Annotated in this window: 18 protein-coding genes and 4 pseudogenes; 11 read left to right on the forward strand and 11 right to left on the reverse strand. The window is 71.7% G+C overall.

All coding sequences use genetic code 11. The features are described 5' to 3' along the window. Positions 1 to 99: 99 nt before the first annotated feature. Together WJ438_RS17765 and hemL are read right to left on the reverse strand one after the other, a co-directional pair. Entirely contained in the window at positions 100 to 789 is a 690-nt protein-coding gene (locus WJ438_RS17765; RefSeq protein WP_406726125.1) for a histidine phosphatase family protein, read from the reverse strand. Next, on the reverse strand, positions 786 to 2,102 hold the full coding sequence (gene hemL, locus WJ438_RS17770; protein ID WP_406726126.1) for a glutamate-1-semialdehyde 2,1-aminomutase: 1,317 nt from the start codon (positions 2,100 to 2,102) through the stop codon (positions 786 to 788). The genes WJ438_RS17765 and hemL overlap by 4 nt, the downstream gene beginning before the upstream one ends. A 671-nt stretch (positions 2,103 to 2,773) precedes the next feature. Between hemL and WJ438_RS17775 the strand changes: the two genes are divergently transcribed. Continuing rightward, the gene (locus WJ438_RS17775) at positions 2,774 to 3,211 is read left to right on the forward strand and encodes a hypothetical protein (RefSeq protein WP_406729722.1); all 438 of its coding nucleotides are present in this window, start codon (positions 2,774 to 2,776) and stop codon (positions 3,209 to 3,211) included. Here the strand turns inward: WJ438_RS17775 and WJ438_RS17780 are convergent. Next, positions 3,190 to 3,462 carry a hypothetical protein gene (locus WJ438_RS17780; RefSeq protein ID WP_406726127.1) on the reverse strand — a complete coding sequence of 91 codons (273 nt, stop codon included), beginning with the start codon at positions 3,460 to 3,462 and terminating at the stop codon, positions 3,190 to 3,192. The two genes, WJ438_RS17775 and WJ438_RS17780, sit on opposite strands and share 22 nt — an antisense overlap. Before the next feature lie 710 nt (positions 3,463 to 4,172). Here WJ438_RS17780 and WJ438_RS17785 point away from each other — a divergent pair. The 3 genes and pseudogenes from WJ438_RS17785 to WJ438_RS17795 form a co-directional block, all read left to right on the forward strand. Continuing rightward, a complete protein-coding gene (locus WJ438_RS17785) occupies positions 4,173 to 5,078 on the forward strand; it encodes a ferritin family protein (protein ID WP_406726128.1) in 906 nt (301 codons plus the stop codon). Positions 5,079 to 5,319: 241 nt separating this feature from the next. Beyond that, positions 5,320 to 5,712 carry an ArsR/SmtB family transcription factor gene (locus tag WJ438_RS17790; protein ID WP_406726129.1) on the forward strand — a complete coding sequence of 131 codons (393 nt, stop codon included), beginning with the start codon at positions 5,320 to 5,322 and terminating at the stop codon, positions 5,710 to 5,712. Then, positions 5,697 to 5,923: pseudogene (locus WJ438_RS17795) on the forward strand (N-acetyltransferase family protein); the annotation flags it as partial. The gene WJ438_RS17790 and the pseudogene WJ438_RS17795, both read left to right, overlap by 16 nt. Before the next feature lie 27 nt (positions 5,924 to 5,950). On the opposite strand, the gene WJ438_RS17800 reads toward WJ438_RS17795, so the two are convergent. Next, positions 5,951 to 6,361 carry a MerR family transcriptional regulator gene (locus WJ438_RS17800; protein ID WP_406726130.1) on the reverse strand — a complete coding sequence of 137 codons (411 nt, stop codon included), beginning with the start codon at positions 6,359 to 6,361 and terminating at the stop codon, positions 5,951 to 5,953. A 371-nt stretch (positions 6,362 to 6,732) separates the two neighbouring features. On the opposite strand from WJ438_RS17800, the gene WJ438_RS17805 reads away from it, so the two are divergent. Further along, entirely contained in the window at positions 6,733 to 8,274 is a 1,542-nt protein-coding gene (locus WJ438_RS17805; protein ID WP_406726131.1) for a SulP family inorganic anion transporter, read from the forward strand. Between the two features lie 223 nt (positions 8,275 to 8,497). Here WJ438_RS17805 and WJ438_RS17810 read toward each other — a convergent pair whose 3' ends face one another. The 5 genes and pseudogenes from WJ438_RS17810 to WJ438_RS17830 all read right to left on the reverse strand — a co-directional run bounded on the left by WJ438_RS17810 (position 8,498) and on the right by WJ438_RS17830 (position 14,220). Continuing rightward, the gene (locus WJ438_RS17810; protein WP_406726132.1) at positions 8,498 to 9,766 is read right to left on the reverse strand and encodes an ArgE/DapE family deacylase; all 1,269 of its coding nucleotides are present in this window, start codon (positions 9,764 to 9,766) and stop codon (positions 8,498 to 8,500) included. A 139-nt stretch (positions 9,767 to 9,905) separates the two neighbouring features. Then, positions 9,906 to 11,314: pseudogene (locus WJ438_RS17815) on the reverse strand (ATP-binding protein). A gap of 114 nt (positions 11,315 to 11,428) precedes the next feature. Beyond that, positions 11,429 to 12,241, reverse strand: coding sequence for a response regulator transcription factor (locus WJ438_RS17820; protein WP_406726133.1), 813 nt, complete (start codon positions 12,239 to 12,241; stop codon positions 11,429 to 11,431). A 210-nt stretch (positions 12,242 to 12,451) separates the two neighbouring features. Next, positions 12,452 to 13,138 (reverse strand): FMN reductase, encoded by a 687-nt coding sequence (locus tag WJ438_RS17825; RefSeq protein ID WP_406726134.1) that lies wholly within the window; start codon positions 13,136 to 13,138, stop codon positions 12,452 to 12,454. Further along, positions 13,135 to 14,220 (reverse strand): LLM class flavin-dependent oxidoreductase, encoded by a 1,086-nt coding sequence (locus WJ438_RS17830; RefSeq protein ID WP_406726135.1) that lies wholly within the window; start codon positions 14,218 to 14,220, stop codon positions 13,135 to 13,137. Before WJ438_RS17830 ends, WJ438_RS17825 begins: the two co-directional genes overlap by 4 nt. A gap of 97 nt (positions 14,221 to 14,317) precedes the next feature. On the opposite strand from WJ438_RS17830, the gene WJ438_RS17835 reads away from it, so the two are divergent. Continuing rightward, entirely contained in the window at positions 14,318 to 14,653 is a 336-nt protein-coding gene (locus tag WJ438_RS17835; RefSeq protein ID WP_406726136.1) for a YnfA family protein, read from the forward strand. 85 nt (positions 14,654 to 14,738) lie between these two features. Then, positions 14,739 to 15,515 (forward strand): SDR family NAD(P)-dependent oxidoreductase, encoded by a 777-nt coding sequence (locus tag WJ438_RS17840; protein WP_406726137.1) that lies wholly within the window; start codon positions 14,739 to 14,741, stop codon positions 15,513 to 15,515. A 27-nt stretch (positions 15,516 to 15,542) separates the two neighbouring features. On the opposite strand, the gene WJ438_RS17845 is transcribed toward WJ438_RS17840, so the two are convergent. Then, positions 15,543 to 16,736: an RtcB family protein gene (locus WJ438_RS17845; RefSeq protein ID WP_406726138.1), complete on the reverse strand. Its 1,194-nt coding sequence runs from the start codon at positions 16,734 to 16,736 to the stop codon at positions 15,543 to 15,545. Between the two features lie 214 nt (positions 16,737 to 16,950). Here WJ438_RS17845 and WJ438_RS17850 point away from each other — a divergent pair, with 214 nt between their 5' ends. From WJ438_RS17850 to WJ438_RS17865, 4 genes and pseudogenes are all read left to right on the forward strand, one after another. Further along, complete coding sequence (locus WJ438_RS17850; protein ID WP_406726139.1) at positions 16,951 to 17,700, forward strand: DUF3558 domain-containing protein; 750 nt, start codon at positions 16,951 to 16,953, stop codon at positions 17,698 to 17,700. Between the two features lie 32 nt (positions 17,701 to 17,732). After that, on the forward strand, positions 17,733 to 17,882 hold the full coding sequence (locus tag WJ438_RS17855) for a hypothetical protein (RefSeq protein WP_406726140.1): 150 nt from the start codon (positions 17,733 to 17,735) through the stop codon (positions 17,880 to 17,882). 131 nt (positions 17,883 to 18,013) lie between these two features. Continuing rightward, a complete protein-coding gene (locus WJ438_RS17860; protein ID WP_406726141.1) occupies positions 18,014 to 18,880 on the forward strand; it encodes a DUF3558 family protein in 867 nt (288 codons plus the stop codon). A gap of 137 nt (positions 18,881 to 19,017) precedes the next feature. Next, a pseudogene (locus WJ438_RS17865) lies at positions 19,018 to 20,447 on the forward strand (DUF2637 domain-containing protein). 88 nt (positions 20,448 to 20,535) lie between these two features. Here WJ438_RS17865 and lysS read toward each other — a convergent pair. After that, positions 20,536 to 22,280 (reverse strand): annotated as a pseudogene (gene lysS, locus WJ438_RS17870) (lysine--tRNA ligase). Positions 22,281 to 22,410: the final 130 nt, after the last annotated feature.

Consider the following 22,410-nt stretch of genomic DNA (forward strand, 5'->3'; position numbering starts at 1 on the left):
ACGTGACGCGAACGGGGGTTCCCGTGGATTGCGAAGGTTTGGCAACGATCGTCACGGGGGTGTCATGCGGCCGCCGGAGCACCCACCCCGCCCCGGGGCCTAGGCCCCGAAGGCTTTCCCCTTTCCCTTCACCGGCTTGGCACCGGCGAGGAGATGGGCGGGGACGAGGTCGCGGGCCGGTTCGCTGTAGCCGACGGAGACGATCCGGTCGCCCCGGTAGGTGAAGGTGGTCAGCGAGGCCAGCGTGCACTGCCGCTTGCGCGGGTCGTGCCACAGCCGCCGCTTCTCGACGTAGGACCGCACGATCCAGATCGGCAGCTGATGGCTGACCAGCACCGCCTCGTGACCGCGCGCCGCGTCCCTGGCCGCGTCCAGCGCGCCCATCATGCGGACGACCTGCTCGATGTACGGCTCGCCCCAGGACGGCTTGAACGGGTTGACGAGGTGCTTCCAGTTCTCGGGCCGGCGCAGCGCGCCGTCGCCGACCCCGAAGGTCTTGCCCTGGAAGACGTTCTCGGCCTCGATCAGCCGCTCGTCGGTGGCGATGTCCAGGCCGTGCGCCTTGGCGATCGGCTGGGCCGTCTCCTGCGCCCGCTCCAGCGGGGAGGCGCCGACATGGACGACGTCACGGGAGGCGAGGTGCTCGCCGACCCGTTCGGCCATCCGCCGGCCCAGCTCGGAGAGCTGGTAGCCGGGGAGTCGGCCGTAGAGGACTCCGTCCGGGTTGGCGACCTCGCCGTGCCGCAGCAGGTGGACGACGGTGAGGTCGTTCTTGTTCCCGGTGCTCACGCCGTCGCCTCCGCCGCCGCTCGGGCCGCCGCCGGGAGGGCGTCGGCGACCCGCTGGACGGCCCGGTCGTCGTGCGCGGTGGACACGAACCAGGCCTCGAAGGACGAGGGCGGCAGGTGGACGCCGTTCGCGAGGAGGGAGTGGAAGAAGGCGGTGTAGCGGAAGGACTCCTGCGCCTTGGCGTCCTCGTAGGTGCGCACCGGCCGATCGGTGAAGAACACGGAGAACATGTTGGAGGCGTTCTGCAGCGTGTGCGCCACGCCCTCCTTGGTCAGCGCCTCGGTGACGAGGGACTGGATCCGCGCGGAGACGGCGTCGACCTTGGCGTAGGCGGCGGCGTCGAGCAGCCGGAGCTGGGCGAGCCCGGCGGCAGTGGCGACGGGGTTCCCGGAGAGGGTGCCGGCCTGGTAGACGGGCCCGGCGGGGGCGAGGTGGGCCATGACGTCGGCCCGCCCGCCGAAGGCCGCGGCCGGGAAGCCGCCGCCCATCACCTTGCCGAAGGTCATCAGGTCGGGCCGCACCCCGTCGACGCCGTACCACCCGGCGCGGCTGGTACGGAACCCGGTCATCACCTCGTCGGAGATGTACAGCGCGCCGTTCGCGGCGCAGGCGTCCTTGAGCCCCTGGTTGAACCCGGGCAGCGGCGGTACGACGCCCATGTTGCCCGGGGACGCCTCGGTGATCACGCAGGCGATCTCACCGGGGTGCGCGGCGAAGGCGGTGTGCACGGCGTCGAGGTCGTTGTACGGCAGGACGATCGTGTCGCCGGCCTGGGCTCCGGTGACACCGGGGGTGTCCGGCAGCGCGAAGGTGGCGAGACCCGACCCCGCGGCGGCGAGCAGCGCGTCGACGTGGCCGTGGTAGCACCCGGCGAACTTGATCACCTTGGCACGCCGCGTGAAGCCGCGGGCGAGCCGGATGGCCGACATGGTGGCCTCGGTGCCGCTGGACACCAGCCGGACCTGCTCCAGCGGCTCGACCCGGGCGACCATCTCCTCGGCGAGCGCGACCTCGCCCTCACCGGGCGTGCCGAAGGAGGTTCCGCGCGTGACGGCCTCCTGCACGGCGGCGACCACCTCGGGGTGCGCGTGCCCGAGGATCATCGGCCCCCAGGAGCAGACCAGGTCGACGTACTCCCGCCCGTCGGCATCGGTCAGATACGGGCCGGTGCCGGACACCATGAACCGGGGCGTGCCCCCGACGGCGCGGAAGGCACGCACCGGCGAATTCACGCCACCGGGGGTGACGGCCGCGGCACGATCGAACAGCGCCTGCGAGGCTTGGGCTTCGTATGGGTATGGCAGTTCGCTCATGACCTGCGACTTCTCCGACCTCTCCGACATCTCGGACTCGGGGTGCGAGTGACCTGTTCAGGGTAGGCCAGGCGGGAGCGGAGGGCCGGAGGCCGGGGGACGGAGCGGCTCCGGGCGGGCCCGGACGGTCCGGGCGAGCGCCCGCCGGCCCCTCGGCCGACCTCTCGGCCGGCTCCTCGGCTGAGTCATCCGGCCGCACCCGTTCGTACAAGCATTTCGTACGCCTGTTCCGTACGGTCGTCCCACACGACCGGCCACAGGCTCGGGTATCCGGCCACCTGCGGGGACATCCGGTTCCGGATCGCCCGTGATCTGCGAAACTGGCGTCTGAGTAGAAACAGCTCACCCGGCCCGGGGCGGCCGGAAGCTGGGAGGGTCCCGCGGGCAGATGCAACACCGCACGTTTCGGCGGGCGGCCGTGGGGGAGGTCACTGACACGATGATCGGGTTGCGCGGCGGCGCCATGCGGCCTAGAAAAGCAGTCGGGTGGAGATATGCATCGCGGTGGCGGACTGGGCGAGGGGACTGACGGCCTCGGTCCTCGACGTTCCCGGCGGGGAAGGCACCGGCGCGAGGCGGAAGAGGTGGACGAGGCCCGTCGGGCACACGGTGTTCCGGGCGAGGCCGAGTCGATCGACCCGTCGCGTACGGGGAGCAGGAATGGTGGTCGAGTGGGGGTGACCTACAAGTATTTCGGCGCGCCGGACGGCGCCACTGCCGCTCGCGTCCCGATTTCGATGCGCCCCGAGGAACTCGGCGGCGACGAACTCGGCATGAACGGCATGTTCACCAAGATCAAGCCGGAGACGATGGCCGCCATGGTCCTCACCGGCATCGAAGGCGTCCCCCTGCACAAGGTGCCGCCGCTGGAACTGGTCGTCCTGCACCCCGACTACGCGGTCGTGAAACTCCCCATGACGGTCGTCGACCCACTCCGCGGCATAGGCGAGGAGTCGGTGGGCGCGGCAGCCTTCATCTGGTCCACGGTCCCCGACCGCGGCGGCCCCCGCGACGCCTTCAACGTCTACCGACTGCTGCACGAGTGGCAGGACTTCAGCCACCGGCTGCACGAGGCGGGGCATCAGGCTTACTGCCTTGTGTGGCCCTGATCCGGGGTTTCGCGGGCTTTCGGGCGGGGCTTTCGGGTCCCGCCCCCGTCATGTGCCGGGAGGAGCCGTCGGGCAGCCGTGCCGCGGTGGACACCGGCGGGCTGGACCGTCCTGCGGGTGAGCCGCTTCTTGCGGCGCCAGGCGACCCCGGGCGGGGCGGAGACGAGGTCCATCGCCGCCGGCGGCAGCACGAGCGCGAGCGAACCGAACGCCGGAGCGCTGTCATGGATGACGTAGGAGAAGACGGACATGGCGGCCCCGGTCGGCCACAGCGGTCTGCGCGGCAGGCCCAGGAACAGGCTCGGACGCAGGGACGTGTTCCCGGGTACCGGGGCGGCGGCCTGTGGGCACGACGACCGCAACGGCTGAGCAGCAAGCGGCTGCCAGTGCCGCAACCACCGTCACGCCGGTCGCCGTGGATCCCCGCAGCCGCCTCGCGCCGTCCTGACTCCGTACGTCACCCGGCGCGTGGCAGAAGAACCCGGTCGCCTTCGACGCGGGCCGGCCACGTCATGGTGCTCTGCGGGCCTCGCTCGGGGCCCCGGACGGAGCTCACGCAGGGTGCCGGTGGAGGGCCAGGGCCGGTGCGGCGGTACTTGGTGGCGCCCGTTTCGGCCTGGTTCCTGCCTGGACCGCCGGACTGCCCGGCTCACCACCCGAATGGCCGCTTCGGAGGGCCTCGGCGGCAGCACCACGGCAGAGGCCCGGTGGAGGAGCGCCCGTTCCGGGGGCCTTTCGGGCGTCGGCATACCACGCCCGCGAGGCGTGCCGCGCCGAATCCCGGTCACGTTCCGTAAGCCACCCGAAGGGGTTATCCCAAGGGAGCAGCGCAGTACGAGTGCGGGTCGTATGAGGCAGGGGGCCGCCATCCGAGAAGCCCCCGAAGGAGGACTTCGTGTTCCGCCACTCGATACGCACGCTCGTAATGGGTCTGTGCGCACTGACCGCAGCCTCACAGGCAGTGCCAGGCCCTGGCCCTGGCCGCCCCGGCCGGTGGAGCGCCCCGACCCCGTACACCGCCGCCCGGGCTCTCCAGGCGCAGACTCTCGCCGATCTGGCCACCGCCATGAAGGGCGGGGTGTACGCCCACGCCGCCTACGGTCTCTTCGCCGCCGAGGCCGAGCGCGCGGGCCATCCGGACATCGGCAGGCTCTTTCGCACCACGGCACAGACCGAGCTGAACGAGCACCTGCATGAGGCGGTCACCCTCGTCAACGCGGTCGGCACGAACGCGGCCAACCTGCACGAGGCGATCAACGGCGAGACCTACGAGCACCAGGTCGTGTACCGCGGCTTCGCCGACCAGGCCCGGCAGGACGGGGACCTCGAGGCCGCGGAGCTCTTCAGCGAGATCGCCGCGGACGAGGGCCGTCACCGCGACGCCTTCCGTACCGCGCTGACGGCCGTGACCACCGGCCGCGGCACCGTCCCGGCACCGCCGAAGGCCGACGTGGTGGCGGTGCCCGCCGGGCTGCCGAAGGTGAAGGCCGCCCGCACCAAGACCAACCTGGACACCGCCATGCACGGCGAGGCGCTCGCGTACACCAAGTACCTGCTCTTCGCCGCCCATGCCAAGGAGACCGGCAATCCCGCGCTGGCCCGCCTGTGGGAGGGCACGGCCGAGGTCGAACTGCAGGAGCACTTCGCCGAGGAAGCGGTGCGGGCCGGTCTGGTGCGCAGCACCAGGGACAACCTGGACAAGGCCATCACCGGAAAGCGCAACGAGGCGACCACCGTGTACCCGGGGTTCGCCGAGCAGGCCACCTCCGTCGGTGACACCGCCGCCGCCCGCTTCTTCCGCGGCACCGCCGCGGACGGGGCCCGGCACGCCGCCGCCTTCCAGAAGGCACTCGACCAGCTGCGCTGACCACCCCGCACCGAGGGGACCGCGGCGCGACCGGCCGGGCGGACCACAAACCACAGAGCGCCCGGCCGGTCGCGGCGTCATCCCCGCCAACGGTGCGGAGGGCACGACCCGGGCAGCGTCCGCCCGGGGACGGACGGCCGCTGCCCGTCCGCACGACGACGTCGCAAGGCCGACCCGCCTCGCCCACGGCTGAGCCGCTCACCCCTCGGCCACTTGGTTCGACATGTGTCAACATAGGTGTATGTCGAACACGAAGGTGCTGCCGCTGCTCGGTTCCGAGGCGTCCGACGCCGTAGTGCCGTGCTGCCCGCCGCTCACCGAGCGCCCGTTCACCGCGGAGGAGGCCGAGACGGCCGCGCGGATGTTCAAGGCCCTGGGCGACCCGGTACGCCTGCGGCTCTTCTCCGCGGTCGCCTCGCACGAGGACGGCGAGGCGTGCGTGTGCGACATCTCCGACGTCGGCGTCTCGCAGCCGACCGTCTCCCACCACCTGAAGAAACTCAAGGAAGCCGGCCTGCTCACCTCGGAGCGGCGCGGCACCTGGGTGTACTACCGGGTCGAACCGTCGGTGCTGGCCGCGATGGGCAAGCTGCTGACCATCGCTCCTGCCGCTGCGGGGCCTCCGCCCCGCTGAAGGCGCTGACCGACTCCACCGGGGCAGCCGGGATCCGGACCGTCCGGTCCGGTCCGGCGTCCTCCCCGAGCACACCAGCGGCCTCGCCCGCCACCAGCGGGCCGGCTTCCGCGTCACCGGCACCCGCGAGTACCTCGGCCGCCACCACGGCCACTGGCGCGACATCGTCCTCGCCGAACGCCGCAGCCCCGCCCTCGCCCGACTCCTGTGAGGAGCAGGCCTCCCGACACCCGCGCGGTCAGGGTCGGGTCGGCTCACTCTCGGGCAGCCGTGCGCGCAGCGTGACGGCGAACTCCTCGGCGCGGGAGAGCTGGACGCGCAGCTTCTCCACCTGCTCCGCCGCCGCCCGCTCGTACCCGCGCACGCGCTCCAGGAGCGTCTCGCGCTCCTCCGGGGCGAGCTCGTCGCCCGCGTCGAGGCGGTCGGTGGCGTCCAGCAGGTCGCGCATCTGGTCCAGGGTGAAGCCGAGTGGCTTCATCCGCCGGATGACCATGAGGCGGGCGACGTCGGTCTCGGTGTAGAGACGGAAGCCCCCCTGGGAGCGGGCGGAGGGGACGACGAGACCGGCGTCCTCGTAGTGCCGGATGGTGCGCAAGGACAGCTCGGTGCGCGCGGCGACCTCGCCGATCTGCATGTGCTTACCGTCCACGCCCGTCCTTCCAGCCTTTCTCCCGGTGGCGGGCCGCGTGCCGTACTCCTCGCCGATCTCTACCCTAACGTTAGGGTAGAGTTTCCGGTGGTGAGGACGGCTGCCCCTGCCCCGCCATTGCCGTGTCGGGGCCGATGCCGCCCCCGGCGAAGTTCCGATTCTTGCAGGAGAGAAGCGTGCGCGAGCCCATGCCGCCCGGTGCCTCCGCCTGCCCGCCGTGACGCTTCGTCCCCGGATGTGAGCCCGGCCCTCGCCGTCGACCGTTCCCCTGCTCCGTCCCGTCCCAGTCTTCCGGCTCCGCGCTCACGGGGGCCGCCCGCGGGGTGCCGGCCCGGCTCCTCCGCGTCCTCCCGCACACCCCGGCCTGCCGAATGGGGTGTGCCCGAGCACGACAGGTTCCTTCACCCTTGTCTTCCACCGCTGTGTCCCCGGCCGCGCGGCTGCGCGGCCTGAAGCCCGACTGGCTGACCGACCCGAAAGTCTGGCGCACCGAGGTCCTGGCCGGCCTGGTCGTCGCCCTGGCGCTGATTCCCGAGGCGATCTCGTTCTCGATCATCGCCGGGGTCGATCCGGCGATCGGTCTGTTCACCTCCTTCACCATGGCTGTGACCATCGCGATCGTCGGCGGCCGTCGCGCGATGATCTCCGCCGCGACCGGCGCCGTCGCCCTCGTCATCGCGCCGCTCAACCGCGAGCACGGCCTGGGCCACCTGATCGCGGCCGTCCTCCTCGCCGGCGTCTTCCAGGTCGTCCTGGGCGCCCTCGGGGTGGCGAAGCTGATGCGGTTCATCCCTCGCTCGGTGATGGTCGGCTTCGTCAACGCCCTGGCGATCCTGATCTTCATGGCCCAGGTCCCCGAGATGCGGAACGTCCCGTGGGCCGTGTATCCGCTGATCATCGGCGGCCTGGCGCTGATGGTGTTCTTCCCGAGGGTCACCACCGTGATCCCGGCGCCGCTGGTCTCCATCGTGATCCTCACCGTGATCACCGTCGGGGCGGCCATCGCGGTACCCACGGTGGGCGACAAGGGTGCCTTGCCGTCCTCCCTGCCGGTACCGGGCCTGCCGGACGTGCCCTTCACCCTCGACACCCTGACGACGATCGCCCCGTACGCGTTCGCCATGGCGCTGGTCGGCCTGATGGAGTCGCTGATGACCGCCAAGCTGGTCGACGACCTCACCGACACCCGCTCCGACAAGACCCGCGAGTCCATCGGTCAGGGCATCGCCAACATCGTCACCGGTTTCTTCGGCGGCATGGGCGGCTGCGCCATGATCGGCCAGACGATGATCAACGTGAAGGTCTCCGGCGCCCGCACTCGCGTCTCGACCTTCCTGGCGGGCGTGTTCCTGATGGTGCTGTGCATCGTCTTCGGCCCGGTCGTCTCCGACATCCCCATGGCCGCCCTGGTCGCCGTCATGATCATGGTGTCGTTCGCCACCTTCGACTGGCACTCCATCGCCCCCAGGACGCTGAAGCGGATGCCCGTCGGCGAGATCGCCGTCATGGTGATCACCGTTGCCTGCGTCGTGGCCACCGACAACCTCGCCATCGGCGTCGTCGTCGGCTCCCTCACCGCCATGGTGATCTTCGCCAAGCGCGTCGCCCACCTCGCCGAGGTCACCGCCGTCACCGACCCCGACGACACCACGGTCGTCTACCGGGTCACCGGCGAGCTGTTCTTCGCCTCCTCCAACGATCTCGTCGGCCAGTTCGACTACGCGGGCGACCCGAAGAAGGTCGTCATCGACCTGAGTGCGGCCCACATCTGGGACGCCTCCTCCGTCGCCGCCCTCGACGCGATCGAGACCAAGTACGCCCAGCGCGGCAAGACCGTCGAGATCACCGGACTGAACGACCCCAGCGCCCACCTGCACGGCAAGCTCAGCGGCGAACTCGCGGCCGGCCACTGACGCGCCGAGAACCGTGTCGGGCCGGCATCCCTCCCCCATCCGGGGCCGGGTGCCGGCCCGACAGCCATGTCACGGGCAACCGTCGGCCGCGAAAAAGCTGTGCGATCCGGCCGGCAGCTTCCCTGGCCGGGCGTCCCTGGCCGGCAGCTTCCCTGGCCGGGCGTCCCACACCGGTACGGAAATCTCCCCCGCCCGGCACTCGGCGCTGTCCCGGTGGTTCACGTCACTTGGTTCCGACCGTGCGCAGCGCCGTGAGGACCAGGGTCCTGGCCACTGCCACCGTCTCCCGCAGGGAGACGTGTTCGCGCGCGCTGTGCGCCACCTCGATGTCTCCCGGTCCGAACTGCAGCGTCGGGATCCCCGCGCCGGTGTAGTGGCGCAGGTCGCTGCCGTACGTCGCGCCCCGCCGACGGGGCGGCGGGGCGCCCGTCGCGTCGGTGTACGCGGCGCCGACGACGTCCGGCAGGGGGTGGCCCTCCGGCAGGCGGCCGCTCGCGAACCGGCCGCCCGGCCAGGTCACCGTCGCCGGGTGGTCGCGCAGCCACGGGTCGGCGGCGCAGGCCTCGGCCACGCACCGTTCCAGGTCGGCCCGCGCCTCGGCCGGGTCCTCGTCCAGGCGTACGCCGAGCCGGCCCTCGGCGACCAGCAGGTCCGGCACGCTGCTCGCCCAGTCCCCGGCGCGCACGGTGCCCACCGACAGGGCGTACGGGACCGGGTACTCGGCGAGCAGCGGGGACGGGTTCCGGTTCCGCTCGGTCTCCAGGGCGGCCAGCGCCCGGTGCAGGGGCAGGTAGGCGTCGACGGCGCTGACTCCCTGCTCCCGCGCACTGCCGTGCGCCGCCTTGCCGGGCACGGTGATACGGAACGTCAGCGCACCCGCGTTCGCGGTGATCAGGGTGCCCCCGGTGGGCTCGGCGATGACGCAGGCGTCGCCCCGGTGTCCGCGCTCCAGAGTGCCGAACGCGCCGATGCCCCCGTCCTCCTCGCCGACGACGAAGTGGGCCGCGACCCGGCCGCGCAGCCGTATCCCGGCCGTCCGTATCGCGGCGAGCGCGGCGAGGTGCGCGGCGAGCCCCGCCTTCATGTCGCAGGCGCCGCGCCCGTGCACCACGTCCCCGGTCACGCGCGGCACGAACGGGTCGCCGTCCCCCCACGCCTCGGGGTCGCCGGGCGGTACGACGTCGACGTGGCCCTGGAGAACCAGGGTGGGCCCGTCGCCGCCGTCCTGGGTGGTTCCGACCAGGCCCCACGCCTCCTCACGGGGCACCTCCATGCCCGGGAAACCGGGGTGGGCGCGCAGCGCGGGCAGGTCCATGGACCACAGGTCGACCTCCAGCCCCAGCCACTCCAGCCGACCGGCCAACTGGTGCTGGAGTTCGGACTCGGCGGCGCTCCCGGTCACGCTCGGCACCGCGATCAGCTCCCCCAGGGTCCGCCCCAGGGCCACCTCGTCGATCGCCGCCAGCGCGGCGGCCTCCTCATCGGTCAGCACGTTGCCGCTCCTCCCCTCCCGGGAGCGCGTGCGGCGCGCCCCCCGCACGCATACATGCTCACCTCCGGCCGCCGGTACGCGGAGACGGGGTGGCGATCTCGACCACGGGTGCGAGACGCGGGCGCGGGGCGCGGACGGGTCAGAGGGGCGGTTCCTCGTCCTGGTGCGTCAGGGGGATGCCGCCCACCGTGAAGCCGATCACCGTGCCGCCGCCGGCCCGGCGTACCGCGTACGGTGCGCCCCCGTGGGCCAGGGCCACCTCGCGGACGATGGACAGGCCGAGGCCCGAACCGGGCAGGGAGCGGGCGTCGGCGGCGCGGTAGAAGCGGTCGAAGACGCGGACCAGGTCGGCGGCCGCGATACCGGGCCCCCGGTCGCGGACCTCCACCCGCACCGTGCCCGGTCGCGCGGGCCCCGCGACGGTGACGTCGATGGGCGCCGTGCCGTCCCGGTCGAACTTGACGGCGTTCTCGACCAGGTTGGACACCGCCCGGGTGAGCATCCCGGGCCGTCCGTCGGTCGTGGTGTCGCCGCTCGCGTGGACGATGATCTTCCGTCCGTTGCGGCGCCGGGCCGGTCCCGCCACGTCCTCCGCGATGTCGGCGAGGTCGACGCGCCGCGGCGGCTCGGTGTCGGACTGACCGGCCGCCAGCTCGACGAGCTCGTTGACCAGGTCGGTCAGCTCACGGGCCTCCTGGGAGAGGTCGGCGACGAGTTCCTCACGGGTGTCCGGCGGGAGTTCGTCGATACGGCGCAGCAGGGAGATGTTGGTCCGCAACGAGGTGAGCGGAGTACGCAGTTCGTGCCCCGCGTCCTGGACGAGCCTGCGCTGGTCGTCCTCCGACTGGGCGAGCCGGCCCAGCATCCGGTCGAAGGCGCGGCCGAGCCGCCCCACCTCGTCCCGGCCGGCGACGGGCACCTGGATGCCGAGCCTGCGGGTGCGGGCGACGTCCTCGGCGGCGTCGGTGAGCACGACCAGGCGGCGGGTGATGCGCCGGGCCAGCCACCAGCCGAAGAGGCCGGCCCGATCACCACCGCCGCCATCAGGACGAGGGTGCGCTGCTGGAGGGCCCGCAGCAGGTCCTCGGTGTCGCTGAACTCCTGCGCGATCTGCACCGCGCCCCGGCCGTCGCCCAGCGCGACGGTCGCGACGCGGTAGATGTCGTCGCCGACGTCGACGTCCGCGTGTTCGACCACCCGCCCGGCCGTGGCGGCGCCCGCGACCACGCGGTCGGCGTCGACCACCGGCAGCCCCGGGTCGCCCGGGTCGGCGATCCGGCCGTCCGGCCCGAGCACCTGGACGTCCGTCCGGGCGGGCCGCACCAGGTCGTGGCCGGGGGCGGCGGAGGAGAAGTCGAGCGGTGACATCCGGTTCGACCTGACCTCGCTGCGCAGGTCCTCCACGACCTCGTCGAACACGGTCTGCTGGTCCACCCGTACGAGTCTCGCGGCGGCGCTGTACGACAGGATGCCGACCAGGACGGTGATCGTGGCCGTCACGGCGGCGAACGCCACCGCGAACTTGGTGCCCAGCGACAGCAGCGGCAGCCGGCATCGCCCGGTCCGCGGCGGCGGCCGGTACGCGCGCTCCGGGGCGCGGGAGGCGCGTGGGGTGTCCGAGGTGCGTGAGGTGTCCCGCAGACCCGAGGTGCCCGGCGCCACTCAGAGCTCCCGCAGCACGTAACCCACCCCGCGCACCGTGTGGATCAGCGGCGGCGCCCCGGGCTCGTCGAGTTTGCGGCGCAGGTAGCCGACGTAGACGGCGAGGTTCTTGGAGCCGGGGCCGAAGTCGTAGCCCCAGATACGGTCGTAGATGGTGGAGTGGTCGAGGACGATGCCCGCGTTGCGGATCAACAGCTCCAGCAGTTCGAACTCGGTGCGGGTCAGTTCCAGCTCCCGCTGTCCACGCCAGGCCCGGCGTGCCTGCGGGTCCATGCGCAACCCGGCCGCGCCGATGTATCGCCCCGCAGCGGCGTTCTGCGCCTCCCCCGGATCCCTCGTTTCCCGGGTATCCGCCGGCTCCTGCGCCGTCGACGTCCCGTCGGGCACGGAGGCCGGTGCGGGCGCTGCCCGGCGGAGCAGGGCCCGCAGCCGGGCGAAGACCTCCTCGACGTCGAACGGCTTGACGACGTAGTCGTCGGCGCCCGCGTCCAGTCCGGCGATCCGGTCGGCGGTCTCCACCAGTGCCGTCAGCATCAGCACGGGGGTGCGGTCGCCCTCGGCGCGCAGCACCCGGCACACCTGGAGCCCGTCGATGCCGGGCATCATCACGTCCAGCAGGAGGACGTCGGGCCGGCTGCGGTGGGCCTGCGCCAGCGCCTCGACGCCGTCGGCGACCGCCGTGACCCGGTAGCCCTCCAGGGTCAGCGCGCGCTCCAGGGCGTTGCGGATGGCGCGGTCGTCTTCGGCGAGCAGCACGGTGTGGGTGCGGGGCGCGGTAAGGGACACGGTGTCAGTGTGCCAAGCAACCGCCATCCGCCGGACGGAGCAGTGGCCGGACGGGCACCTTCTTTCCCCTGCTCACCCCGCCGCGGTCCGGTCGCGGGCGTCCCTGCCCGCGACCGGGACCTCGCGAACGACCGGAACCGGTCGCCTCACCCGGCGGCCGCTGTCCCTGAAGGACCGCCGGGAGTGGTGAGGATGACGGGGGTTGTGGGAGCTCTGCCCCGGGTGCGGTCCGCGCCCTCAGCCGACCGGCCGCAGCGCGGCCAGCTGCTCCTCGAACGGCACCACGTTGCGCGCGTCGAACTTGTCGTCGACCGCGCCCCCGCGTGTGACACGGACCGCGTCGCCGCCCGTGCCGTCCGTACCGTCGACCGTTCCGTTGCCGGTGCCCGGCCGGGCGGCGGCCGGCAGCGCGCCCACCAGGGCGGCCAGCTCGCCCGCCGCCCGGTCGATCCGGGCGTCCAGGCCCTTGTCGCCCCAGTCCTGGGACGCGGCGTACACCCCCGTGGGGACGACGACCGCGCGCAGGTGGGCGAAGAGGGGCCGCAGGGCGTGCTCCAGCACCAGCGAGTGCCGGGGCGTGCCCCCGGTCGCGGCGATCAGCACCGGCTTGCCGGCCAGGGCCTCCCGGTCCCGTACGCCGAGCACGTCGAAGAACGACTTGAACAGCCCGCTGTACGACGCCGAGAACACCGGCGTGACCACGATCACCCCGTCCGCCCCGGTCACCGCGTCCATGGCGGCGGAGAGCGCCGGCGCCGGGAAACCGCTGGTGAAGTTGTGCGCGATGTCGACCGCGAGGTCTCGCAGTTCGATCACCGGCACGTCCGACGGGGCCTGCCCGGTGGCCGCGGCGGCCAGCCGCTCCCCGAGCAGGCGGGTGGACGACGGCACGCTCAGCCCGGCCGATACGACGACGATGTTCATACCTTGCTCACTTCCCGGCCGGCCAGCAGCGAGGAGTGCGTCGGCGCGTCCGGCACGTCGGCCGGGCGGTCCTTGGCGAACTCCTTGCGCAGCACCGGCACGACTTCCTCGCCGAGCAGGTCGAGCTGCTCGAGCACGGTCTTCAGGGGCAGCCCGGCGTGGTCCATGAGGAACAGCTGGCGCTGGTAGTCGCCCGCGTAGTCGCGGAAGGACAGCGTCTTCTCGATGACCTGCTGCGGGGAGCCCACGGTCAGCGGGGTCTGCTGGGTGAACTCCTCCAGCGAGGGCCCGTGCCCGTAGACGGGGGCGACGTCGAAGTACGGCCGGAACTCCCGCACGGCGTCCTGCGAGTTCTTCCGCATGAACACCTGCCCGCCGAGGCCGACGATGGCCTGCTCGGCCGTGCCGTGCCCGTAGTGCGCGTACCGGGCCCGATAGAGCTCGACCATCCGCTTGGTGTGGTCAGCCGGCCAGAAGATGTTGTTGTGGAAGAAGCCGTCGCCGTAGTAGGCGGCCTGCTCGGCGATCTCGGGCGAGCGGATCGACCCGTGCCAGACGAATGGCGGTACGTCGTCCAGCGGGCGGGGCGTGGAGGTGAAGCCCTGCAGCGGGGTGCGGAACTTGCCCTCCCAGTTGACGACGTCCTCGCGCCACAGGCGGTGCAGCAGGGCGTAGTTCTCGATGGCGAGGTTGATGCCCTGGCGGATGTCCTTGCCGAACCAGGGGTACACCGGCCCGGTGTTGCCCCGCCCCATCATCACGTCCATCCGGCCGTCGGCCAGGTGCTGGAGCATGGCGAAGTCCTCGGCGATCTTCACCGGGTCGTTGGTGGTGATGAGGGTGGTGGAGGTGGAGAGGATCAGCCTCTCCGTGCGCGCGGCGATGTAGCCGAGCATGGTCGTCGGCGAGGACGGGACGAACGGCGGGTTGTGGTGCTCGCCGGTCGCGAACACATCCAGGCCCACCTCCTCGGCCTTCAGCGCGATGGCGACCATGGCCTTGATCCGCTCGCGCTCGGTGGGGGTACGCCCCGTCGTGGGGTCGGGCGTGACGTCGCCGACGCTGAAGATCCCGAACTGCATGGCCGTTCACCCTCCAAATTGGTTGACGGTTCAACTATACCCGGCCCAACGGTCCTCCCTCCCCCTTATTCCGGATCCGGTCTGCGAAGCTGCTCGCATGCTGATCGCCCGCTCCGCCGCCCTGTTCGTCCTCGCCGCGATCCTGGAGATCGGGGGCGCCTGGCTGGTCTGGCAGGGCGTGCGGGAACAGCGCGGCTGGATGTGGGCGACCGGCGGCGCCCTCGCCCTCGGCGCGTACGGATTCGTCGCCACCTTCCAGCCCGACGCGCACTTCGGCCGCGTCCTCGCCGCGTACGGGGGCGTCTTCGTCGCCGGGTCGCTCCTGTGGGGCGCGCTCGCGGACGGCTACCGCCCGGACCGCTGGGACGTCACCGGCGCCCTGATCTGCCTCGCCGGAATGGCCGTGATCATGTGGGCACCGCGCAACGGCTGACCACGCGCCCGCGCCCCCGGACGGGCCCGGACGGCCCGCATATGCTGGCCCGGCACGGCATCGCCCACATATGGAGGAGCAGCCCATGGCCACCGCCGCACCGTCCGCAGCGTCTCGTATCGCCGTCGTCACCGGCGCGAGCAGCGGCATCGGCGCCGCCACGGCACGCGGGCTCGCCGAGGCCGGTTACCGCGTCGTCCTCACCGCCCGCCGCAAGGACCGCATCGAGGCGCTCGCCGAGGAGATCAACGCGGCCGGCCACGCGGCGACCGCGTATCCGCTCGACGTCACCGACCGCGCGGCCGTCGACGAGTTCGCCACCGCCTTCAGGACGATCGGCGTCCTGGTCAACAACGCCGGCGGCGCGCTGCGTGCCGACCCGGTCGCGACCGGCGACCCGGACGACTGGCGCCGGATGTACGAGACGAACGTCATCGGCACCCTCCACCTGACCCAGGCCCTGCTGCCCAGGCTGGAGGCGAGCGGCGACGGCACGGTCGTCATCGTCTCCTCGACGGCCGGCCACGGCACCTACGAGGGCGGCGCGGGCTACGCCGCCGCCAAGCACGGCGAACACGTCCTCGCCGAGACCCTCCGCCTGGAGATCGTCGGCCGGCCCGTGCGCGTCATCGAGATCGCGCCCGGCATGGTGAAGACGGACGAGTTCGCCCTCACCCGCTTCGACGGCGACGAGGCGAAGGCCGCCAAGGTGTACGAGGGCGTCGCCGAGCCCCTCACCGCGGACGACGTCGCCGACACCATCACCTGGGCGGTGACCCGCCCGAGCCATGTCGACATCGACCTGCTGGTCGTCCGCCCGCGGGCCCAGGCGTCGAACACGAAGATCCACCGGGAGGCGTGACGGCCGCGCCGCACCCGACGCAGCGGGTCAGCCCTTCACGCAGACGACCTGCTTCAGCTTCGCCACGACCTCCACCAGGTCCCGCTGCTGGTCGATGACCTGCTCGATCGGCTTGTACGCGCCCGGGATCTCGTCCACGACACCGAAGTCCTTACGGCACTCCACGCCCCGCGTCTGCTCCTCCAGGTCCTGCGTCGAGAAGCGCCGCTTCGCCGCGCTGCGGCTCATCCGGCGGCCGGCGCCGTGGGACGCCGAGTTGAAGGAGTCGGCGTTCCCGAGGCCCTTGACGATGTACGAACCCGTGCCCATGGAACCCGGGATGATCCCGAACTCGCCGGAGCCCGCGCGGATCGCCCCCTTGCGGGTGACGAGCAGGTCCATGCCGTCGTAGCGCTCCTCGGCCACGTAGTTGTGGTGCGCGCTGATCTCCGCCTCGAAGGCCGGCTTCGCCTTCCTGAACTCCTTGCGGACCACGTCCTTCAGGAGCGCCATCATGATCGAACGGTTGCGCTTCGCGTACTCCTGCGCCCAGAACAGGTCGTTCCGGTACGCCGCCATCTGCGGGGTGTCCGCGACGAAGACGGCGAGGTCACGGTCGACCAGGCCCTGGTTGTGCGGGAGCTTCTGCGCCACTCCGATGTGGTGCTCGGCGAGTTCCTTGCCGATGTTCCGGGAACCGGAGTGCAGCATCAGCCAGACCGCACCGGTCGTATCCGTGCAGACCTCGACGAAGTGGTTGCCTCCGCCCAGCGTTCCCATCTGCTTTCCGGCCCGCTCCTGACGGAACCTGACCGCTTCCGCCACACCGTCGAAGCGCCCCCAGAACTCGTCCCAGCCGCCGGTCGCGAAGCCGTGCAGACGGGTCGGGTCCACGGGGGAATCGTGCATCCCGCGCCCGACCGGGATCACCTGCTCGATCTTCGAGCGCAGCCGGGACAGGTCGCCCGGCAGGTTGTTCGCCGTCAGGGACGTCTTCACCGCCGACATTCCGCAGCCGATGTCGACGCCCACCGCCGCCGGACACACCGCACCCCGCATCGCGATGACCGACCCGACCGTCGCGCCCTTCCCGTAGTGCACGTCCGGCATCACGGCCAGACCCTTGATCCAGGGCAGGGTCGCCACGTTCCGCAGCTGCTGGAGGGCACCCTCCTCCACCGTCGCCGGGTCCGTCCACATACGGATCGGCACCTTCGCACCCGGCATTTCCACGTACGGCATGTCTTCCCCATTCCCCCGAACCGCAACATAAGCGTAAAAGAGCAAAAACCGTCGCCCAGGTCGACGAAAGAGACTTCGGACCGGCGTTCACGGCAGTGCGTGCGATACACATTGTCTGCCGGGGGTGCCCCCGTGCGGCAAGTGATTAACCAGCGGGGACACTGAGAGACCCGGCGGGCTGCGGCCCGCGCCCACCATCGAGAGGAGCCCGGCCGTGCAGCGGAGGGCATACGTACCCGGCGTCGCCGCGCTCCTCGCGGCCCTGCTGGCCGGCTGCACCGGCAGTCCGGACGGCGGAAGCCAGTCGGACGACTCCAACCCGGGCAGCGTCGGTACGGCCTCGCAGGCGGCCCAGCCGGGCAGGTACGCCACGCTTCCCGAGCCCTGCGGCGTGGTCGGCGCCAAGACGCTCGACGAACTTCTGCCCGGCATCAGGGAGTTGGCCGACGAGGCGCAGCGCGAGAAGGCGTACGCGGGCGAGGCGGCCCTCACGTACGACACCGACCGCAAGGTGGGCTGCCGTTGGAAGGTGGAGTCGTCCCAGGCCACCGATCGCCTGGTGATCGACCTCGAACGGGTCGTCTCCTACGACAACGCCGTCAGCGACGACAACCAGGCCCAGCAGCTCTTCGCGGCGAAGCAGGAGGCGGCCGACCTCCCGGAGCCGACGGCCACGGAGTCCGGTTCCGCGGACACCGGCGACGACGCCGCGGAGGGCGGCAGCGCCTCCACCGACCCGGACGCGCCGGCCTCGACCCCTTCCCCGACTCCCCTGATTCCCCCGACTCCCCTGATTCCTCCGGCTCTTCCGATTCCTCCGCACCGTCCGACGCCGCTTCCCCGGGCTCCGGCTCACCGTCCGACGGCGGCTCCTCCCCCGCGTCGCCGTCCACATCGTCCTCCGACCTCCAGCCCCGTCTCCTGGGCGAATTCGGCGACGAGGCCTTCATCGACGACGAGCTGAGCAGCTCCGGTTCGACCGCCGAGCAGCGCACGGTGACTGTGGCGTTCCGCACGTCCAACGTGATCGTGACGATCGAGTACACGGAGCAGCCGGCGACCGTCGGTGCCGTCCCGGACAGCAAGGAAATGCAGGACAGGGCGCGGAAACTGGCGTCCCTGCTGGCCGACTCGCTGGGCGGCTGAGCCTTGTTCACACCCCCTTCACCGCCCTGCGCGAAGCACTCGAAGGAAGACCACACGGACGGCGTACCGCGTACGGTGACCCCTCGGATCCGGTTTTGACCGCGGGTTCGACCGCAGGGAACACGAGCGTCATGAGTGAAGGAACCATGCAGCGACGAGCACAGCGAGACCAGGGGGCACCGCCCACGTCGTCCGGACAGCGGGGGAGAGCGAAGCGCCTCAACCGCGTCCTTGTCTGCGCGGCGGCCGTCCCCGCGATGCTGATCGCCGCCGGCTGCTCCTCGGACTCCGGCTCCGACGGCGGCGAGGGCAAGGCGGCCGGCACCTCCGCGTCGGCGTCCGCGAGCCCGTCCCCGACGGTGCGGGCGGCGGTCTACACGAACCTCCCGGACGCGTGCGACGTCCTGTCGGAGAAGACCCTGGACGACCTCGTGCCCAAGGCGAAGTCGGGCAAGGAGGGCCAGTCCGCCGACGTCTCCACGCGCGCCAGCTGCTCCTGGAGCAGTCTCGCCAACAACGGGGTGGACGGCTCGCAGTTCCGCTGGCTGAACGTGTCGATGCTGCGCTTCGACTCGGACACCGCACGCGGCGCGGGCGACGAACTGGCCAAGGAGTACTACGACAAGCAGGTCAGGGACATCCAGGCCACCGACGGCGCCAAGGGCATCGAGACGGAGCCGGTCTCCGGCACCGGCGACGAGGCGACGGCCGTGCGCTACGACCTGAAGAAGAAGGAAGGCACCTTCAAGCAGCAGGCGGTGGTGGCGCGCGTCGAGAACGTGGTCGTCACCCTCGACTACAACGGGGCGGGCCTCGCCGGGGACAAGACGCCGAGCGCCGACGACCTGTCGAAGGACGCGAAGAAGGCGGCCAAGGAAGCGGTGACGTCCGTGACCGAGACCAAGGGCGGCAAGGACGGCAAGGGCGACGGCGACAGCGGGGCCGCCGAGAGCGGTTCGCCGTCGAAGTCGGCGTCCCCCTCGGCGACGGAGAACTGACGAACAGGCACAGAAGCGTGCACGGCGACGTACCCGGAGACGTGCGGTGAAGCTCTGATACGGAACCGGCCACCCGGCCTCCGCACACATGTGCCACTCTGTTGCGCGCAACCACACGCAAGAGGAGGGGAGTACGGGTGGCCGCGCCCATTCAGCTGACACGGACGCACCGGATTCTCATCGGTGTGGTCGTCACCGGAGCCGTGATCATCGCCGCAATCGGCTTCGCGGGTTCGTACGCGGCCGTCCGTGAACTGGCCCTGCAGAAGGGTTTCGGGAACTTTAGCTACGTGTTCCCGATCGGCATCGACGCCGGCATCTGCGTCCTGCTGGCCCTGGATCTGCTGCTGACCTGGATCCGTATCCCCTTCCCGCTGCTGCGTCAGACGGCGTGGCTGCTGACGGCGGCCACGATCGCCTTCAACGGCGCGGCGGCCTGGCCGGATCCGCTCGGTGTGGGCATGCACAGCGTGATCCCCATCCTGTTCGTGGTGTCCGTGGAGGCCGCCCGGCACGCGGTCGGCCGGATCGCCGACATCACCGCGGACAAGCACATGGAGGGCGTCCGCCTCACCCGGTGGCTGTTGTCGCCGATACCCACGTTCCTGCTGTGGCGGCGGATGAAGCTGTGGGAGCTGCGTTCCTACGATCAGGTCATCAAGCTGGAGCAGGAACGCCTCGTCTACCAGGCCCGGATGCGCTCCCGCTTCGGCCGGAGCTGGCGCCGCAAGGCCCCGGTGGAGTCCCTGATGCCGCTGCGCCTGGCAAAGTACGGCGTCCCCCTCGCCGAGACGGCCCCGGCGGGTCTGGCGGCGGCCGGCATCGAGCCGGCTGTGCTCCGCCGGCCCCCGAGCACCGGACGGCCGCGGACGGCCCGGCCATGGCGTCGTCGGCGCCCGCCCTGCGGAAGGCGGCCCCCTCCGCCGAGCGTCGCCCCGAGCTGACGGGCGACCCCGGCACCAGCCCCCACCCCGGTGACCGGGACGAGCGGGACAACCCCGGCGCCGTGGACCCCCGGAATTCCCAGGGCCCCCGGGAAATCCGCGAGTTCCCGGATGCGGAGGAGCCCACGGCGCAGCCCCCGTACGAGCAGCAGTCCGCCACGGACCAGAACCTGTGGCTGCACGCCCGGGACCCGCAGACCGTCGAGTACCACGGCGGCTACGACCCCACGTACGACCCGCAGAACGACCCGCAGTACGCCCAGTGGGTTGCGGAGCAGGAGCAGGCCGAGCAGTACCGCCGTCAGTTCGAGGAGGTACCTCCGGTGCGGGAGCCGTCCCCGGAGGACACCGGCACCTTCCCCATCCCGGTCGGCCCGGGGGGCCGTACGCGTGAACTGGGCGAGGGCGGTGGCCCTCCGGAGCCCCAGGCCCCGGACGACGATGCCTACTACAAGCTGTTCAAGCAGTCGATAAGCGGCAGCGGCTACCCGACCCCGCGCGAGTTCGGCGAATACGTCGAGGCGACGTACGGCCACTCGCTGCTGGACGCGGACGCCAAGCGCATGGTCCTGGACTTCCAGAACCGTCACTCCGCCGAGCTGGAGGAAGACCACATTGCGTGACCCGCACGCGAACGAGCGCACGGTACGGCGATGGGGGCGCCCGGTGGAACACCGGGCGCCCCCATCGCCGTACGCGTCGACACGCCGGTCAGTGCCCGAGCAGCCTCCGTACCCGCTCCTGGCCCACCGCGAGCAGCAGTGTGGGCAGGCGCGGGCCGGTGTCGCGGCCGACGAGCAGGTGGTAGAGCAGCGCGAAGAACGACCGCTGCGCGGTCTTGATCTCCGCGGGCAGCTCCTTGGGCGTGGCGTCGGCGGGGAAGCCCGCCTGGACCTTGGGAACGCCGTAGACGTGGTGGGTGAGCCCGTCCAGGGACCAGTGGTCGGCGAGCCCGTCGACCAGCAGCCGCAGGGACTCCCGGCCCTGCTCGTCGAGTGACTTCAGCAGCTCCTCGTCGGGCTCCTTACGGACGATGGTGCGCTGGTCGGCGGGGACGTGGGTGTTGATCCACGCCTCGGCCTTGTCGTAGCGCGGCCGTGCCTCGTCGAGGGAGGTGAGCGGGTGGGCGGGGTCGAAGTCGCTGAGGATGCGCAGCGCCTGGTCCGTGTGCCCGCCGGTGATGTCGGCGACGGAGGCGAGGGTGCGGTACGGCAGCGGCCGGGGCGTCCGCGGCAGCGCGCCGCTCGCCGTGCCCACCGCGCGGGAGTGCGCGGCGACGTCGGCGGGCAGCCCGGCGCCCTCGGCGACCTTGGCGTCGAGCCGGTCCCACTCGTCGTAGAGGCGCTGGATCTCCTGGTCGAAGGCGACCTTGAAGGACTGGTTGGCCGGCGGCGGGCGTACAGCCAGCGCAGCAGCTGGGGTTCCATGATCTTCAGCGCGTCGGCGGGCGTGGGCACGCCACCGCGCGAGGACGACATCTTGGCCATGCCGCTGATGCCGACGAACGCGTACATCGGGCCGATCGGCTGCTTGCCGCCGAAGATCCCGACGATCTGCCCGCCGACCTGGAACGACGAGCCGGGGGACGAGTGGTCGACACCGCTCGGCTCGAAGATCACGCCCTCGTACGCCCAGCGCATCGGCCAGTCGACCTTCCAGACCAGCTTGCCGCGGTTGAACTCGTTCAGCCGGACCGTCTCGGAGAAGCCGCACGCGGTGCAGGCGTAGGTCAGCTCCGTGGTCCCGTCGTCGTAGGCGGTGACGGTGGTGAGGTCCTTCTCGCAGTTGCCGCAGTACGGCTTGTACGGGAAGTAGCCGGCGGAGCCGAGGCTGCCGTCGTCCTCGGTGGCGGCGCCGGAGCCCTCCGCCGCCTCCAGCTCCGCCTCGTCGGCCGGCTTCTGCTGCTGCTTCTTCGGTGCGGCCTTCTGCTTGGTGCGGTACTGGTCGAGGACGGCGTCGATGTCCGCGCGGTGCTTCATCGCGTGCAGGATCTGCTCGCGGTAGGCGCCGGAGGTGTACTGCTCCGTCTGGCTGATCCCGTCGAACTCCACGCCCAGCTCGGCGAGCGACTCGATCATCGCGGCCTTGAAGTGCTCCGCCCAGTTCGGGTACGCCGAGCCCTTGGGGGCCGGGACCGAGGTGAGCGGCTTGCCGATGTGCTCGGCCCACGTCTCGTCGACGCCCTCGACACCGGCCGGGACCTTGCGGTACCGGTCGTAGTCGTCCCAGGAGATCAGGTGCCGCACCTGGTGGCCGCGGCGGCGGATCTCGTCGGCGACCAGGTGCGGGGTCATGACCTCGCGGAGGTTGCCCAGGTGGATGGGGCCCGACGGGGACAGTCCGGAGGCGACGACGACGGGTTTGCCCGGGGCCCGACGCTCCGATTCCTCGATGACGTCATCCGCGAAACGGGAGACCCAGTCGGTGGTCTCGGTGCTCTGAGCCACGATCGGCACGTCCTTCTTTCTGCTCGGGCAGCCAGTACGGTCGCACGGCTGACCCCTCCATTCTCCCAGCCCGGCCCCCATCCGCGAAAACCGCTTTTCGCCGGCGCCCAGGGGCGCGGGCCGTGTCGACATGCGGCTC

It is taken from the genome of Streptomyces sp. GD-15H, from assembly GCF_045291515.1.
In the GTDB taxonomy this organism is placed as follows: domain Bacteria; phylum Actinomycetota; class Actinomycetes; order Streptomycetales; family Streptomycetaceae; genus Streptomyces.